This is a genomic window from Allobosea rubneri (assembly GCF_032464875.1).
GTDB lineage: Bacteria > Pseudomonadota > Alphaproteobacteria > Rhizobiales > Beijerinckiaceae > Allobosea > Allobosea rubneri.
Genome location: NZ_JAWDID010000059.1, coordinates 1 through 14764, shown reverse-complemented (window position 1 = coordinate 14764; position 14764 = coordinate 1). Strand labels below are relative to the sequence as shown.

At 68.1% G+C, this 14764-nt stretch carries 16 protein-coding genes and 1 tRNA gene; 6 read left to right on the top strand and 11 right to left on the bottom strand.

What is annotated here, in order from left to right:
- Nucleotides 1-3: 3 nt before the first annotated feature.
- From RKE40_RS24805 to RKE40_RS24795, 3 genes are all read right to left on the bottom strand, one after another.
- Nucleotides 4-879 carry an ABC transporter substrate-binding protein gene (locus RKE40_RS24805; protein WP_316020867.1) on the bottom strand — a complete coding sequence of 292 codons (876 nt, stop codon included), beginning with the start codon at nt 877-879 and terminating at the stop codon, nt 4-6.
- A 204-nt stretch (nt 880-1083) separates the two neighbouring features.
- Nucleotides 1084-1824, bottom strand: coding sequence for an ATP-binding cassette domain-containing protein (locus RKE40_RS24800; RefSeq protein ID WP_316020866.1), 741 nt, complete (start codon nt 1822-1824; stop codon nt 1084-1086).
- 5 nt (nt 1825-1829) lie between these two features.
- Nucleotides 1830-2531 (bottom strand): ABC transporter permease, encoded by a 702-nt coding sequence (locus RKE40_RS24795; RefSeq protein ID WP_390893526.1) that lies wholly within the window; start codon nt 2529-2531, stop codon nt 1830-1832.
- Nucleotides 2532-2637: 106 nt separating this feature from the next.
- Here RKE40_RS24795 and RKE40_RS24790 point away from each other — a divergent pair, with 106 nt between their 5' ends.
- Complete coding sequence (locus tag RKE40_RS24790; RefSeq protein WP_316020865.1) at nt 2638-3528, top strand: substrate-binding domain-containing protein; 891 nt, start codon at nt 2638-2640, stop codon at nt 3526-3528.
- Here the strand turns inward: RKE40_RS24790 and RKE40_RS24785 are convergent.
- Nucleotides 3518-4327: a hypothetical protein gene (locus RKE40_RS24785; protein ID WP_316020864.1), complete on the bottom strand. Its 810-nt coding sequence runs from the start codon at nt 4325-4327 to the stop codon at nt 3518-3520. The two genes, RKE40_RS24790 and RKE40_RS24785, sit on opposite strands and share 11 nt — an antisense overlap.
- A gap of 4 nt (nt 4328-4331) precedes the next feature.
- Entirely contained in the window at nt 4332-5468 is a 1137-nt protein-coding gene (locus RKE40_RS24780; protein ID WP_316020863.1) for a DSD1 family PLP-dependent enzyme, read from the bottom strand.
- A 106-nt stretch (nt 5469-5574) separates the two neighbouring features.
- Here RKE40_RS24780 and RKE40_RS24775 point away from each other — a divergent pair, with 106 nt between their 5' ends.
- Entirely contained in the window at nt 5575-7395 is a 1821-nt protein-coding gene (locus RKE40_RS24775) for an ABC transporter ATP-binding protein (protein WP_316020862.1), read from the top strand.
- Between the two features lie 37 nt (nt 7396-7432).
- Here RKE40_RS24775 and RKE40_RS24770 read toward each other — a convergent pair whose 3' ends face one another.
- From RKE40_RS24770 to RKE40_RS24745, 6 genes are all read right to left on the bottom strand, one after another.
- On the bottom strand, nt 7433-8014 hold the full coding sequence (locus tag RKE40_RS24770; protein ID WP_316020861.1) for an invasion associated locus B family protein: 582 nt from the start codon (nt 8012-8014) through the stop codon (nt 7433-7435).
- Nucleotides 8015-8096: 82 nt separating this feature from the next.
- A complete protein-coding gene (locus RKE40_RS24765) occupies nt 8097-9086 on the bottom strand; it encodes an Ldh family oxidoreductase (protein ID WP_316020860.1) in 990 nt (329 codons plus the stop codon).
- A gap of 53 nt (nt 9087-9139) precedes the next feature.
- Nucleotides 9140-10183, bottom strand: a complete 1044-nt coding sequence (gene obgE, locus RKE40_RS24760; protein ID WP_316020859.1) for a GTPase ObgE — start codon at nt 10181-10183, stop codon at nt 9140-9142.
- 85 nt (nt 10184-10268) lie between these two features.
- Complete coding sequence (locus RKE40_RS24755; RefSeq protein WP_316020858.1) at nt 10269-10907, bottom strand: GNAT family N-acetyltransferase; 639 nt, start codon at nt 10905-10907, stop codon at nt 10269-10271.
- Nucleotides 10908-11066: 159 nt separating this feature from the next.
- Nucleotides 11067-11333, bottom strand: coding sequence for a 50S ribosomal protein L27 (gene rpmA, locus RKE40_RS24750; RefSeq protein ID WP_066475137.1), 267 nt, complete (start codon nt 11331-11333; stop codon nt 11067-11069).
- A 99-nt stretch (nt 11334-11432) separates the two neighbouring features.
- A complete protein-coding gene (locus RKE40_RS24745) occupies nt 11433-12107 on the bottom strand; it encodes a 50S ribosomal protein L21 (RefSeq protein WP_316020857.1) in 675 nt (224 codons plus the stop codon).
- A gap of 326 nt (nt 12108-12433) precedes the next feature.
- Here RKE40_RS24745 and RKE40_RS24740 point away from each other — a divergent pair.
- The 4 genes from RKE40_RS24740 to RKE40_RS24725 all read left to right on the top strand — a co-directional run.
- Nucleotides 12434-12523 (top strand) — tRNA-Ser (locus RKE40_RS24740).
- Nucleotides 12524-12792: 269 nt separating this feature from the next.
- The gene (locus tag RKE40_RS24735; protein ID WP_316020856.1) at nt 12793-12999 is read left to right on the top strand and encodes a hypothetical protein; all 207 of its coding nucleotides are present in this window, start codon (nt 12793-12795) and stop codon (nt 12997-12999) included.
- Nucleotides 13000-13305: 306 nt separating this feature from the next.
- Nucleotides 13306-13578 carry a hypothetical protein gene (locus tag RKE40_RS24730; protein ID WP_316020855.1) on the top strand — a complete coding sequence of 91 codons (273 nt, stop codon included), beginning with the start codon at nt 13306-13308 and terminating at the stop codon, nt 13576-13578.
- A gap of 98 nt (nt 13579-13676) precedes the next feature.
- The coding region (locus tag RKE40_RS24725) for a DUF3300 domain-containing protein (RefSeq protein ID WP_316020854.1) at nt 13677-14764 on the top strand (1088 nt) is incomplete at its 3' end.

Sequence of the window (14764 nt, the reverse complement as noted above, 5' to 3'; positions counted from 1 at the left end):
ACGTCACGCCCCGGCCTGCCCGGCGTTCGGGAAGAAGAGCTGCTGGCCGTCGATCTTGTAGTCGGCAATCGCCTTCTGGCCCTCCGGGCTGGTCAGCCAGTCGGCGAAGAGCTTGCCGTCGTTGAACTTGACGTGCGGGTGCTTGGCGAGGCTGACCGACATCACGCCGTACTGGTTGAACAGCCGCTTGTCGCCCTCGACCGAGATCACGAGGTCGCCACGGTTCTTGAACGAGATCCAGGTGGCGCGGTCGGAGAGCACATAGGCGCTCATCGCGCCCGAGGTGTTGAGGGCGGCGCCCATGCCCTGGCCGATCTCGCGATACCACGGACCCTTCTGCGCGGCGATGTCGATGCCGGCCGCCTTCCAGAGATTGAGCTCGGCGGCATGGGTGCCGGATTTGTCGCCGCGCGAGACGAAGGGCGCGCCCTTCTCCTGGATCTTCTTCAGGGCGGCGACGATATCCGTCGTCCCGGCGACGCCGGCCGGATCGGATTTCGGCCCGATCAGCACGAAGTCGTTGTACATCACCGGACGGCGCTCGGTGGAGAAGCCCTCCTCGACGAATTTCAGCTCCTGCGCTTTGGCATGGACGAAGACGACGTCGGCATCGCCGCGCCGCGCCGTGTCGAGCGCCTGGCCGGTGCCTTGCGAGATGACGCGGACCTCGATCCCGGTCTTCTCCTTGAAGATCGGCAGGATATGGCCGAACAGCCCGGAATCCTGGGTCGAGGTCGTCGACGCCACGGTGATGAAGCGGGTTCCGGTGGGCGCCGTCGCGGCCGGCGGCGCCGCGGCGGGAGCCTGCGCGAGGGCATGGCCGGAAAGGCCCAGGAACAGCCCGGCGGCGATGACGGAGCGGCGGTGGATCAATGACATTGTTTCATCCCCTTGGTTTCTGTCGGACATGTTCCTTCAGACCTCGTTATGCCGCGCCACTCTCCGGCCTGGCCTTTGGCTGACCGGCAAAGAGTTCCGCGGCGCCTCGAAGGATTGCTCGGCGCGCTGCGGAGCATCCTTCGAGATCTGTCTGCCACCGCTCCTCGGGATGAGGGCGGAGGCTGTGACGGGCGGCGCGCGGCATCACCACAGCAGCTCTCCTGCCAGGAAGGCGCGCGCCTCGGCCGATTGCGGGCCGGCGAAGAAGCTGGCGGCAGCCGCGTCCTCGACCAGGCGGCCGCGATGCAGGAACAGCACCCGGTCGGCGAGGCGGCGGGCCTGGCCGAGATCATGGGTCGACATCATCACCGTGATCCCCTCGGCGACGAGGACGGTGAGCAGTTCCTCGATCTGGCGCGTCGCGGCCGGGTCGAGCTGCGAGGTCGGCTCGTCCAGGAAGAGCAGTTCCGGCCGCAGCGCCCAGGCGCGGGCGATGGCGAGGCGCTGCTGCTCGCCGCCGGAGAGCAGTCGTGCCGGCTGCGCCGCGCGCTCCGCCAGGCCGAAGCGGGCGAGCGCCTGCTGCGTGCGCGCCTTGCGCTCGGTGCCTGCCGTGCCGGACGCCGCCAGCGCATGAGCGATATTGGCCTCGACCGAACGGCGCAGCATGATCGGCTTTTGGAACACCATGGCATGGCGCTTGGCCTGCCTTCTGGCGGCGTGCTGGCCGCCCGGCGCGTCCGCCCAGCGCACCGCCCCGCGGCTCGGATTCAGCAGGCCGTGGCAGAGCCTGAGCGTCAGCGACTTGCCGGCGCCATTGGGGCCGAGCACCACCGTCAGGCCGCCGGCCGGGATGACGAAGCTGTTCGGCTGCAGCAACTGCTTGCCGCCGCCGGAGAAGGAGACGGCGTCGACGGTGAGCGGCAGGATCGAGGTCGCGTCAAGCATGGCGCCTATCCCGCATAGCGTGCGCCGATCCGGCTCGCGCCGAAGGCGACGGCGTTGATGGCGAGCGTCAGCGAGAGCAGGACGAGGCCGAGGCCGAGCGCCAGCGGCAGGTCGCCCTTCGAGGTTTCGAGCGTGATCGCCGTGGTCATGGTGCGGGTGTAGCCGGCGATGTTGCCGCCGACGATCAGCACGGCGCCGACCTCGGCGCTGGCCCGGCCGAAGCCGGCGAGCAGGGCGGTCGCCAGCGAGAAGCGCCCGTCGAACAGCAGCGTCGGGATCGCCCGCATGCCTTCGAGGCCGACCGAGCGAAGATGGTCGCGATACTCGCCCCAGAGATCCTCGATGACCTGTCGGGTCAGCGCGATCACGATCGGCAGCACCAGGATGACCTGGGCGATGATCATCGCGGTCGGGGTGAACAGCAGGCCGAGCGGTCCGAGCGGCCCGGAGCGCGACAGCATCAGGAAGACGGCGAGGCCGGCGACGACCGGCGGCAGCCCCATCAGCGCGTTCAGGCAGACGATGATCGCCGAGCGGCCGGGAAAGCGCGCCAGCGCCAGCGCGGCGCCCAGCGGCAGGCCGACCAGCGCCGCGACCGCGACCGCGGTCAGCGTCACCCGCAGCGACAGGCCGACAATGCCGAGGAAGTCGGGATCGAGCCCGACCACCAGCGCAAAAGCCGCCTGGAATACTGCGCCGACCTCCACACCCCACTCCCGCCAATGCCCGCATCCGATTGCAAGCATTTGCAATTGGTAGAGTTCAATGCGACCAAAAGCCAATCTCGTAGCCTGTGCAGACAGGAACATGCAGGTGCAGGATCAATCCTGGCTGACCACTGAGGAAGCCGCCGCCTATGTCCGGCTCAAGGAGCGCAAGCTCTACGAGCTCGTCGCGCAGGGCGCCGTGCCCTGCACCAAGGTTTCCGGTAAATGGCTGTTCCCGCGCGGCGGTCTCGACCGCTGGCTGGAGGCCGGTCTGGCACGCCCCGACGGGTTCGAGCCGGCGCCGCCACCGCCGATCGTCGGCGGCAGCCAGGATTCGCTGCTCGAACTCGCCATTCGTGAATCGGGCTGCGGGCTCGCCTTGCTGGCAGAGGGCTCGCAGGCCGGGCTCGACCGTCTGCTGCGCAACGAGGTTGCGATCGCGGCGCTGCATCTCCACGCCACGCCCGATGATGACGCCGCCAATCTCGTGGCGATCCGTGCCGAGGGCATGCTGCACGATGCGGTGGTGATCAATTTCGCCCGGCGCGAGCAGGGCCTGCTGCTGGCGCCCGGCAATCCGCTGGGGCCCGACGGCCTCGCCTCGGCCATCGCGCAGGGCGCGCGTTTCGCCCAGCGCCAGCGCGGCGCCGGCGCGCAATTGCTGCTGCAGAGCCTGCTGGAGCGGGCCGGGGTCGGCTCGGGCAGGATGGTTGCCGCGGAGGGCATCTGTGCCACCGGGCAGGATCTCGCGCTGGCGATCCGCAATGGCCGTGCCGATTGCGGCATCGCGGCGCGCGCCATCGCCACGGCCTTCGGCCTCGAATTCCTGCCGCTGGTCTGGGAGCATGTCGACCTCGTCATGCGCCGGCGCACCTATTTCGAGCCCGGTCCGCAGAAGCTGCTGGCCTGGATGCGCAGCCCCGACATGGCGGCGCGCGCGCGGGAATTCGGCGGCTATGACCTTTCGCTCAGCGGGACGATCCGGCTCAATCGCTAGCAGGCTTGTGTGCGGCCCGGCTTCTGCCGAAATCGCGCCAGGCGCAGACGCGATGCACGAATTCGCGGTCCCGCGCCGCCTCGCCGAAGGGCGCGACGGGCCAGGGCCAGCTCTGGTCCTCCGGCGGCAGCGTGACGCCGTACATCAGGTCGAGCCGGTCATGGATCGCGCCGTCGCGTTCGCGCTCGACCATCTCGACATCGCTGATCAGGCAGACGCGCGCCCTGAAGCGCGCGAGACCGTCGAGATGCCAGGCGATGCAGCGGGCCGGCAGGTCGGCCGGGAGCGTGGCGGCCCGCTCCGGGTGGTCTTCCAGCCAGTCCGCCACCGGCCAGGCGAGCTGCGAGAGCAGGTTGGCCGAGACGACGAAATCAACGGCCTCGTCGGCGATCAGATCGGCGAGCGGGTCCGCGCGGCCTTCCGCTTCGCCTGCGAGCCAGGCCATGGCGCCGGTGAGATCGCAGGTCAGGAGGCGGATGTTGCGGCGCGGCAGAAGCCGCAGGCGCACCAGCGGCAAGTGCACGATGTCGACCAGCACGACCTCTTCGAACTGCCGGCAGAGCTGATCAAGAGGAACGTCGCGGACGAGGCCGGAGCCGAGGATCACGGCTTTGCGCCGGCGCGGCAGCGCAGCTGCAGCTTCGGCGACAAGCTTGCGGCAGCGGGCATGATGATCGGCCCAGGCACGGCGCTGGCGCAGGCCACGCGACCATAGCGCCACGCTTTCCTGCAGCAGCCCGAAGCGGCGTGCGAGCGGTTCGGCCGGAGTCAGCGCGCGCAGGGCGAGCTCGGCCAGCATGCGCTCAGGTGAGGGCGCCGCGCGCCGCCACCGGCCAGACTGCCTCGACATGGGCATCGGGCCCGTGCAGGCCGCGGACGCAGACATACCAGTCGTGCAGGTTGACGGTCGGGTCGCAATGGCCGGGCACCAGCAGCAGCCGGTCGCCGCGATGGGGCAGGGCGACCGGGTCTCCGGTGAGGACGCCGTGCTCGTCGGAAGGCTTGGTGTAGACCACGCCTTCGCGCCGGAAGGCTGTCGGCATGCCGGAGTCGACCGCTGCCGTCTTGTGCCCGGCATCGACTATGGCGCGGTCCGGGACCGGCTTGCTCATCACGCCTGCCAGAATGAACAGCGCATGCTCGAAGGTCTGGAAGGGCGAGCCATCGGCATTGCGGTTGCGGGCGTAGTCGGCGTCCATGAAGATGTAGGAACCGGCCTGCAGCTCGTTCCAGATGCCGGAGCGGCCTTCGAGGTCGAAGGTGCCGGTGCCGGCGCCGCTGACGATCTCGCAGGGCAGGCCGACCTGGCGAATGCGGTCGACCACGTTGCGGGTCAGGAAGCCGGCGCGCTCGATCGCCTCGCGGCGCTCGTCGATCGAGCGCATGTGCTGGGCGCTGCCGTGATAGGCCTGCACGCCGGAGAGCCGCAGCGAATTGCTGCGCGCCACGGCCTCGGCGAGGCGCACCGCTGCTTCGCCGGGCGCGACGCCGCAGCGCCGCGAGCCGATGTCGAGCTCGACCAGAACGTCGAAGATCACATCGTGGAGGGCCGCCGCCTCGGCCGCTTCGCGCACGCCGTCGACATGGTCGACGCAGAGCCCGATCCGGGCCTCGCGGGCGAGGCGGGCCAGCCGGTCGAGCTTGGTCGCTCCGACGATCTCGTTCGTGACCAGCACGTCGCTGACGCCACCGGCAACCAGGATCTCGGCTTCGCCGACCTTCTGGCAGCACTGCCCGACGGCGCCGTGCGCGATCTGGCGAAGGGCGATCTCGGGGCTCTTATGGGTTTTTGCATGCGGCCTCAAACGCACGCCGGAGGCCTCCGCGAAGGCGGCCATGGTCACGAGGTTCCTCTCGAAGGCGTCGAGATCGAGAATCAGCGCGGGGGTGTCGATCTCGGCGAAGGATTGTCCGGGCTGAGCCGGCGGCGTGAGAGGCATGGGTTCTCTATGTCTGGTGAATCAATCGGACTATCGGACGTCAGCATCGTGTCGCGAGCAAGACCGGCAGTGGCGCTTGCATGGCGGCCATGATAGGCCGCGCCCCATGAAGATTGGCAAGGTCACGGACGATACCCTCGCGCTTTTCGCCCGCGTCTGGCGCGAGCGGGTCAGGTCCTATCTCCCCCAGATCGCGATGATCCTCGGCCTGGTCGTCGTCATCGCCGCGACGACGAGCCTCTATCCGCTCTTGATCAAGGCTGCCTTCGACGCCTTCGCCGACCCGCTTACCGCCGAGGCCACCGGCTTCGTGCGCCGCGCCGAGCGTCTGGTCTCCAAGTCGATCGGCATCGAGATCGGCGTCGTCAACGCCGTCGCGATCGTCGTGGTCATCGTCACTGCGATCAAGGGCTTCTCCCTGCTGGCCCAGACCGTGATGACCAACAGCGTCGTCAGCCGGATCGAGGCCGACATGCAGACGGCGCTCTACGCGCATCTGATCGATGCCGACCTCGCGCAGTTGCAGAGAGAGAACCCCGCCTCCCTCACCCAGCGCTTCACCACCGACTTCACCTTCGTCAAGGAAGCGCTGACCCGGATCATCAATATCGCCATCCGCGACGTGCTGACCGCGGTCGCGCTGGTCGGCGCGATGCTCTGGATCGACTGGAAGATGACGCTGATCGTGCTCCTTGTCGCTCCCGTGGTGGCGAGCCCGATCGGCCGGATCGGCAAGAAGCTGCGCCGCATGGCGATGTCGCAGCAGGAGCAGACCGGGCTGATGGCGAGCCTCGTCACCGAGAGCCTGCAGGGGGCGCGGGTCGCCAAGACCGATTCGCTCGAACCCTATCTCAAGCACCGCGCGGCCGGCGCCTTCGAGACGATCCGGGCATTGAAGATGAAGGCCGCCAATGCGCGCGGCCGGCTGGATCCGCTGCTCGAGGTCGGCGGCGGCCTTGCGGTCGCCGGCGTTCTTGCCGCCATCGGCGTGCGCATCACCTCCGGCGGTTCGACCGTCGGCGATTTCACGGGATATGTCTCGGCTCTGCTGCTGGCCGCCCAGCCGATGCGCTCGCTCGGCAACCTCAACGCCATCGTCCAGGAGGCCGGCGCTTCGCTGAAGCGCTATTTCGCTCTGATCGACGAGAAGCCGCTGATCGCCGAGCGCCCGGATGCCAAGTTGCTCGCCGTCACCGGTGGCGAGGTCGCCTTCCGCGACCTGCGCTTCCGCTACCGCGACGATGCGCGCGGGCTCGAGGGCATCGATCTCGTGGCCGAGGCCGGAAAGACCACGGCGCTGGTCGGGCGCTCGGGCTCCGGCAAGTCGACCATGCTGGCGCTGGTGCCGCGCCTCTACGACCCGAACGAGGGACGCATCGAGATCGACGGCCAGGATCTGCGCGATGTCACGCTGGCAAGCCTGCGGGCCCAGATCGGCGTGGTCAGCCAGGATGTCGTGCTGTTCGACGATACGGTGCGCGCCAATATCGGCTTCGGTCGGCGCGGCGCGAGCGATGCCGACATCATCGCAGCGGCCAAGGCGGCGGCGGCTCATGACTTCATCATGGCGATGCCGGAAGGCTATGATTCCCGGGTCGGGGAGCGCGGCTCGCGGCTCTCCGGCGGCGAGCGCCAGCGCCTCGCCATTGCCCGAGCCATCCTCAAGGATGCGCCGATCCTGCTGCTCGACGAGGCGACGAGCGCACTCGACACGCACTCGGAACGGGTGGTCCAGCAGGCGCTGACGCAGTTGATGAAGGGCCGCACCACCCTCGTCATCGCGCACCGGCTCTCGACCGTGCGCGATGCCGACCGGATCGTCGTGCTCGATGAGGGCCGGATCGTCGAAACCGGCGACCATGACGCCCTGATCGCCCGCGACGGAGCCTATGCCCGGCTCTACCGGCTGCAATTCGCCGAAGGCTGAGACGTTCAGAGCGCAAGGCGCTCCGAACGAGCGAGCGTCACGGCTGCTCGCGCACCAGAGCGTCGGTGGCCGCGGTGAAGCCGCGGAACGAGATCGGCAGCGTCACCTCGCGCCTCGCCGCGTCCAGATAGCGCAACTGCCCGGCCTCGCTCAGTCCGCGCCAACGCTTGAAGGCCTCGTCGCTGAGATTGGCCTCGCCGAAGCAGCCTGCCGGCATGCAGCGCTGGAACAGGGCGACGACGTCCTCCTTGTCGCCGCCGCTGACCCGCACGCCGGCATTGTTGCCGAGGGTGAGATTGGGCGGCACCTGGACGACCAGCTTGTAGGGCTCGCCCTTGACCGGGCGACCGACGGCGACGAGGGCGACCGGTCCTCGCTGGCCCTGCTGCTCGACGGTCTGCACGATCTCGCAGACGCGATTCGTGCCGACGCCCTGCTGGCAGCGCAGCACCCAGTCGCCATAGGTCGCGGTGGTGTTGTCGGGCTGCGAGACCGCACCGGCGGCCGGGGGGGCGGGGGCGGCTGGAGCAGGCTGCGCCGGCCGCTGCGCCTGTGCGAAGGCCGGTCCCGCCAACGCCAACGAAGAGAGCAGCGCGAAGAGCGTCGTTTTGATCAGCATGGCAGGTCCGGTTCGCGTGGGAGGCAAGGCCCCGAGTTGAATGGCAAGTGGGCGCCGGAGGCAAGGGGCGCCGCGACCGCTTTCAAGCCCTGCCGTGTTCCCTGATCGCGTCGACCAGCGCCCGCGGCAGCGTGATTTCGTCGGCAATCGGCGTTTGGCCGGGAATATGAACGCCGCTGGCGGCAAGCCGTTCGGCCTGCAAAGCCATCCGGGCCGGGAGGTCGGGCGCCAGCAGGGCGGGGCTCAAGGCGATCAGGAACAGGCCGATGCCGGGCGAATCCGCGCCGTCGGCGAAGGATGGTGCATCGAGCGACCAGTTGCTGCCGGTCAGACCCGCGGCCAGGATCTCGACCATCAGCGCGATATTGGCGCCGCGCGCGCCGCCGAAGGCGAGAAGCGCTCCCTTGATCGCGTCGCCGGCATCGGTGGTGGGCCGCCCCTCGGCATCGACGGCCCAGCCGGTGGGAATCGCCTCGCCCAGTTCCGCCGCGCGCCGCACATTGACGAAGGCGGTCACGCTCGAGGCCTGGTCGATGACGAGAGGAGGCGCGTTGCTCACCGGCGCGGCGAACGCCATCGGGTTCGTGCCATAGACCGGCTTGCGCCCGATTCCGGCGGTCAGCAGGGCAGGGCCATTGCTCATGGCGAGCGCGACGAGCCCGGTTTCGGCCAAGCGCCGCGCATAGTAGCCGAGCTCCCCGGCCGTGTAGCTGTTGTGCTGCATGAAGACGGCCAGGCCATAGAGGCCGGCGCGCTCGATCAGCGCATCGAAGGCGCGGTCGAAGCCGAGCTGGGCGATGCCGCCCTTGGCGTCGACGCGGATGGCCGCCGGGGTCGGAAAGTCGATCTCGGGTTCGGCGGTGCCGACGATGCGTCCGGCGGCGAAGCTGTCGAGATAGTCCGGCAAATGGGCAAAGCCGACGGAGGAGCGACCGGCGCGTTCCGCGGCGACGGTCGCGCTCGCGAGCGCACTCGCCGCGGCTTCGCCTGCGCCAGCGGCAATCGCCGCCCGGAACGCGAATTCCCACGCGTCCTCAGGCGTATAGCGCACGATGCTGGAAATCTGGGTCACTCCCTGCACCGCGCCATCTGAAAGGGAGCCCTGGCGCCGGCGGCGCCGATGCCTCAGGGTCGCCAGCCGACCTCCTGTGCCGGAGCGTTCTCGCGCTCTTCCTCGGCACGGGCGGACTCGACGACCGAGAGCACCGCCCGCAGCGCCGCCTCCACGCCCTCGCCGGACGCGGCCGAGAGTACGATCGGCGTACGCTTGCAGGCGCGCTTCAGGCGGGCGAGCTGTTCCTTCAGCATTTCCGGCGTCAGCGCGTCGACCTTGGAGAGCGCCACGATCTCCGGCTTCTCCGCCAACCCCTCGCCATAGGCCGCGAGCTCGTTGCGCACCGTCTTGTAGGCCTTGCCGGCATGCTCGCTCGTGCCCTCGACAAGGTGCAGCAGCACCCGGCAGCGCTCGACATGCCCGAGGAAACGGTCGCCGAGCCCATGGCCCTCATGCGCGCCCTCGATCAGGCCGGGAATGTCGGCGAGCACCATTTCGCGGGCGTCGATCCGAACGACGCCGAGGCCGGGGTGCAGGGTGGTGAAGGGATAATCGGCGATCTTCGGCTTGGCGGCCGTCACCGTCGCCAGGAAGGTCGACTTGCCGGCATTGGGCAGGCCGATCAGCCCGGCATCGGCGATCAGCTTCAGCCTGAGCCAGACCCAGCGCTCCTCGCCGTCGAGCCCGGGATTGGCGTGGCGCGGCGCCTGGTTGGTCGCGGTCTTGAAATAGGCGTTGCCGAAGCCGCCATTGCCGCCCTTGCACAGCACGAAACGCTGACCCGGCTCGGTCAGGTCCGCGATCAGCGTCTCGCCGTCCTCGTCGAGGATCTCGGTGCCCGGCGGCACCTTGAGCACGACGGGCGCGCCATTGGCGCCATGGCGGTCCTTGCCCATGCCGTGCTCGCCGGTCTTGGCCTTGAAATGCTGCTGGAAGCGGAAGTCGATCAGCGTGTTCAGGCCCTGGACGCATTCGACCACGACGTCGCCGCCGCGTCCGCCATCGCCGCCATTGGGGCCGCCGAACTCGATGAACTTCTCGCGGCGGAACGAGACGCAGCCGGCGCCGCCGTTGCCGGCTTTCACATAGATCTTGGCTTGGTCGAGGAATTTCATGCTGGCTTAGGTAGTCGTATGCGCCGGGGAGAGCAATGCGGTCGATGAAAAGAGGGCCCGCCTCCTGGCGGGCCCTTGTGCGATATCAGGCGAGGCAGGCTTCCTCGTCGGGGATTTCCTCCGGCGGGGCCGGTGTCCAGCCCGAGGCACCCCAGCTCTTCAGGGCCGCCCAGGTCGAGCGGTCGAGCCGGAACTGCTCGCAGGGGAAGAGCCCGCCGCGCGCCGGTAGCGCCTTGAGGAAGGAGCCCTCCTGGCGGAAGCCACTCTTCTCCAGCACCCGCCGCGAGGCTGGGTTGATGACGCGCGTATCGGCTTCGATCGCCTCGATCTCGACCAGCGAGAACAGCGTGTCGATCAGCGCCTGCACCGCCTCCGTCGCGAGCCCCTTGTTCCAGTGCGGCGTGCCGAGCCAGTAGCCGATGAAGGGGCGCCCGCTCGCCTGCGGATGCGCGCCGATCATCCCGATCAGCTCGTTGGGCCGGTCGCGCGGCGTGACGGCCAGCACCAGGTGCTCGCCGAGCGCATTGCCCTTGCGCATCGCGAAGATGAAGGGCTCGACCGCACCGGAAGGATAGGGGTGCGGGATCGATGCGGTCATTTCCGCCACCGCCTTGGCACCGGCGAGCCGCAGGATCGCGGAGGCGTCGGCCATGCGCGGCCAGCGCAGCCACAGACGCCGGGTCTCGAGCCGGAAGACGTCGTCTCTTGTCAGTTCAGGGAACATCGGGGTCTCTCCGTCGGCGCAACGAGAAAGGGGGAGATGGGCTTTGGTCCCATCTCCCCCGGTTCGTTGACCTTCGGGAAACCCGTGACGGGTTTTTGCCCCTTCTCGATCGTCCGGTTCGATGGAACCGGCGGATCGAGAAAGTTCCCTATCCGCCGTTTATTCTGCGGCCTCTTGGGCCGGAATTACGTTGACGAAAGCTCGGCCGAGTTTCGTCGTGAATCGCACGCGGCCGTTCGCCGTGGCAAAAAGGGTATGATCCTTGCCAAGGCCAACGTTCACGCCGGGATGCCATTTGGTCCCGCGCTGACGCACGATGATATTGCCAGCCACGACGGCCTGGTCGCCAAAACGCTTCACGCCGAGACGCTTGCTTTCGGAGTCGCGACCGTTGCGCGACGAACCGCCTGCTTTTTTGTGAGCCATAACGCCCTACCTCGAAAACTCTTCAGTCCATGTAACCCGAATCGGCGGCAAATGCCACCGGTTTCGGAAACGAAGCCCGTGAGAACCTGACAGCGAGGGTCAGTAGTCCTCGCCGGAAGCAAGCTCGGCCTGGTCGGCCTTGGCCCGCGGCGGCTTGCCGGCGAGCAGCTCCTTGGCCTGCTCGACCCACTCCTCGCGGGTGGCGCGGCCACGCAGCTTCAGCTCTTCGTCCCACTTGGCGATGTCGGCCTCGGTCCACGACGCGATGTCGTTCCACGAGGTGATGCCGGCGGCGCGCAGCTTCTTCTCGATGGTCGGGCCGACGCCCGAGATCAGCGAGAGGTTCGAGGCGTCGAGCGCCTCGGCCTTGGCGGCCGGCTTGGCCTTGCCCTTGACGGCAGGGCTGGCGGCCTTGAGCGCGGCCGGAGCGGCTTCGCCCTTCTTCATCTCCGGCTTCTTGCCGCCGGTGAGGATGTCGGTGATGCGCACCACGGTCAGCTCGGCGCGGAAGCCGCGCTTGCGCTTCGAATTCTGGCGGCGGCGCTTCTTGAAGGCGATGACCTTCTCGCCGCGGGTCTGCTCGACGATCTCGCCGGCGACGGTGATGTCGCTCAGGAAGGGGGCGCCGATCGTCGACTTCTCGCCGTCCGTCAGCATCAGCACGGAGCCGAAGGCGACGGTATCGCCCGGGTTGCCCTCGAGCTTGGCGATCGTAATGCGGTCATTGGCGGCGACGCGGAATTGCTTGCCGCCGGTCTTGATGACTGCGAACATCATTGTTCTCCATGTTCGGCCCCGCCCTGTCACTGGCCTCGCGGCGCATGCAGGGCGACTTTTTGGCAGTCGTTGCGTTTTGGGTTTGCTCTTCCGAGGCTTGCGTCGCCGGCTCCCTGAAGAGCCCTGCGCCACGCTCGCGCCAAAAGAGATCGGGCGCGGGTTTCCCCACGCCGGACGAGGCTCTCTAGGCGGGCAGGGCGCCTGCGTCAAGGAAAACCCTGCCCGGCACGCTCCCTGTCGATGAGTTGAAACTTCTGCTCAAGGAGGCTTGTGCGGCGCGCGGGTGGTGTGTAACAAGCACCCCGCTTCGACATGAGCACCGCGGACAGGTGGCAGAGTGGTTGAATGCACCGCACTCGAAATGCGGCATACCTGCAAGGGTATCGGGGGTTCAAATCCCTCCCTGTCCGCCACTTCCTTGATCTCGCAGCAGCTTGCCTAGCTTCGCGCTCCCGTTAGTGGGGCGGCCGCGTCGTTGCGCTCCGAACGCGGGCTAGGACCTGCGTTTTCCCTCGCCCTCGATCTTCGCGGCTCATCGGTCGGCTGACGTGATGCCCTAGGCGCAGCCGCCGAATCGAGACGGGGCCGGCGGCTGCCCCGCTATTCCGAATTTGATTTGCCTCAAGGGCATGTGCGGCGCAGTGTGTAAAATCTCCTGTCGCTTCGGGGGAGGCCACTGTCCATGACACTCAAGGAATGGCTGGATCGACTCGCGAAACTCGAGCGCGAGCAACTCGGTCTTTACCGCGCGGGTCGCGCAAGCGAGGGAGACGCTGTCGGCCTCGCCATCTGCCAGTTGATCAGCGAGGGACGTTCGCACGGCTTCTGCGTGCCCGATGGACGGCCTCCTCTTAGCAAGAGCGGCGAATCCGGCGGTTCGCACGTCTAGACCGGCGATGTGCCAGCGGCTGGGCCAGCTTGTCCGACCTGTCGCCTGATAGCGCGATTGCGGTTCGCCGCCCGTGCCCTCCATCACGGCTTCTTGTCGGCTCGGACCAGCCGGCGCTGAAGGCTGTGTTGACGCTTCGTCCGTCCGACATCGGTGCCGGCTATTGTCCCCAGGGACAGGTTTCCGCCTTGGCGAATGCGCTACTATCGGCGTCGAGCCGGGCCAGAGCCGATCGAGACCGGGCTTGCATGCAGCGCCCCGCGAGCGGGGCGAATCTGAGGGAATTTCGTCTCGGAGTTTGCGCCCATGACCAGCAGAATCGTGACCGCAATGGCAGCTCTCGTTCTCGGCGCCATGATCTGTCCATGCATCGGCAGCCAGCCAGCCCAGGCCTGCAACAAGACGGCCGGATGCGCGATGGATACGCTGGAGGAAAGCCACGACATGATGCGCGATGGGCGCATGTCCGAGGCGATGGCCGCCGGGCGTGCCAATGTCGAGGCTTTTCGGAGGTTGCGCGAGGCCGAGGAAGGGATGGCGACCTTGCCGGCCCGGAGAACGGTGGCGGCGCCGCGATAAAGCATCGGGCCGATCCGATGTTCTGACCAAGAGGTAGAGGCAGCCTTGCACCTGGATGCCGGGTGCGGGCGCGAAGGCGTCTCGCCAGGGAGAAGCTCATGGATCTGCGGATTGCGCTGGCCTGCTTCCTCGCCTGTGGCCTGGTTTCCCGGCCGCTTGCGCAGACCCCGCCGCCTCAGGCCGCCCCTCCGGCGGCCGCGCCGGTTGCGGCACCACCTGCGCAGACCGAGCAAGTATTGAGCAGCGCGGAACTGGAGGCGCTCGTCGCGCCGATCGCTCTCTATCCCGATACGCTCCTGGCGCAGGTCCTGATGGCTTCGACCTATCCGCTTGAGGTGGTACAGGCCGACCGCTGGGTCGCCGGCAACAAGAAGCTCAAGGGCGACGCGCTGAAGGTCGCTGCCGAGAAGCAGCCCTGGGACGCCAGCGTCAAATCACTGGTCGCGACGCCTTCCGTGCTCGAAATGATGAGCAAGAACCTCGACTGGACGCAAAAGCTCGGCGACGCGGTCCTCGCCCAGCAGCCGGACCTGATGGATGGCGTCCAGCGCATGCGGACGCGGGCTTATGATGCCAAGAAGCTGTCCTCCGGCGTTCAGCAGAAGGTCACGGTGCGGCAGGAGAGCGGCAAGCAGACGATCCTGATCGAGCCCACGCAGCCCGACACGCTCTACGTTCCCTATTGCGACCCGGCCGTGGCCTATGGCTCCTGGCCCTATCCGGCCTATCCGCCCTACTACTTCCCGGCACCGGGATACATCGCCACCGGCGTGCTCGCGACCGGTCTTGCCTTCGGAACCGCCTACGCGCTCGGGCGCTGGAGCACGGGTGGCTACTGGGGCGGCAACGTCAACTGGAACAACAACAACATCAATATCGACCGCAACCGCGTGACGCATTGGAAGCACAATCCCCAGCATCGCCACGGCGTCCAGTACCGTAACAATGCCGTCCAGCAGAAATTCGGGGGCAACAACAACCTCCGGGCCGGAGCCGGCGAGCGGATGGACTTCCGCGGCCGCAGCGGCGATCAGGTACTGCGCCCCGAAGGCGGCCGCGGCGATCTTGGCGCCGGAGCCCGCCCTGACCAGCGTCCGGGGGATCGCGCCAATGCTGCGAACCGGCCCGATCGCGGCCCCGGCGACCGTGCAGGCGCGGGCAATCGCCCGGGTGGGCCCGGCCGTGA

Bases quoted from the DNA above. Each gene is read 5' to 3' on its own strand.
- RKE40_RS24805 (WP_316020867.1), bottom strand. From the start codon at position 879: ATGTCATTGATCCACCGCCGCTCCGTCATCGCCGCCGGGCTGTTCCTG.
- rpmA (WP_066475137.1), bottom strand. From the start codon at position 11,333: ATGGCTCACAAAAAAGCAGGCGGTTCGTCGCGCAACGGTCGCGACTCC.
- RKE40_RS24800 (WP_316020866.1), bottom strand. From the start codon at position 1,824: ATGCTTGACGCGACCTCGATCCTGCCGCTCACCGTCGACGCCGTCTCC.
- obgE (WP_316020859.1), bottom strand. From the start codon at position 10,183: ATGAAATTCCTCGACCAAGCCAAGATCTATGTGAAAGCCGGCAACGGC.
- RKE40_RS24775 (WP_316020862.1), top strand. From the start codon at position 5,575: ATGAAGATTGGCAAGGTCACGGACGATACCCTCGCGCTTTTCGCCCGC.
- RKE40_RS24780 (WP_316020863.1), bottom strand. From the start codon at position 5,468: ATGCCTCTCACGCCGCCGGCTCAGCCCGGACAATCCTTCGCCGAGATC.
- RKE40_RS24785 (WP_316020864.1), bottom strand. From the start codon at position 4,327: ATGCTGGCCGAGCTCGCCCTGCGCGCGCTGACTCCGGCCGAACCGCTC.
- RKE40_RS24730 (WP_316020855.1), top strand. From the start codon at position 13,306: ATGACCAGCAGAATCGTGACCGCAATGGCAGCTCTCGTTCTCGGCGCC.
- RKE40_RS24770 (WP_316020861.1), bottom strand. From the start codon at position 8,014: ATGCTGATCAAAACGACGCTCTTCGCGCTGCTCTCTTCGTTGGCGTTG.
- RKE40_RS24745 (WP_316020857.1), bottom strand. From the start codon at position 12,107: ATGTTCGCAGTCATCAAGACCGGCGGCAAGCAATTCCGCGTCGCCGCC.
- RKE40_RS24755 (WP_316020858.1), bottom strand. From the start codon at position 10,907: ATGTTCCCTGAACTGACAAGAGACGACGTCTTCCGGCTCGAGACCCGG.
- RKE40_RS24735 (WP_316020856.1), top strand. From the start codon at position 12,793: ATGACACTCAAGGAATGGCTGGATCGACTCGCGAAACTCGAGCGCGAG.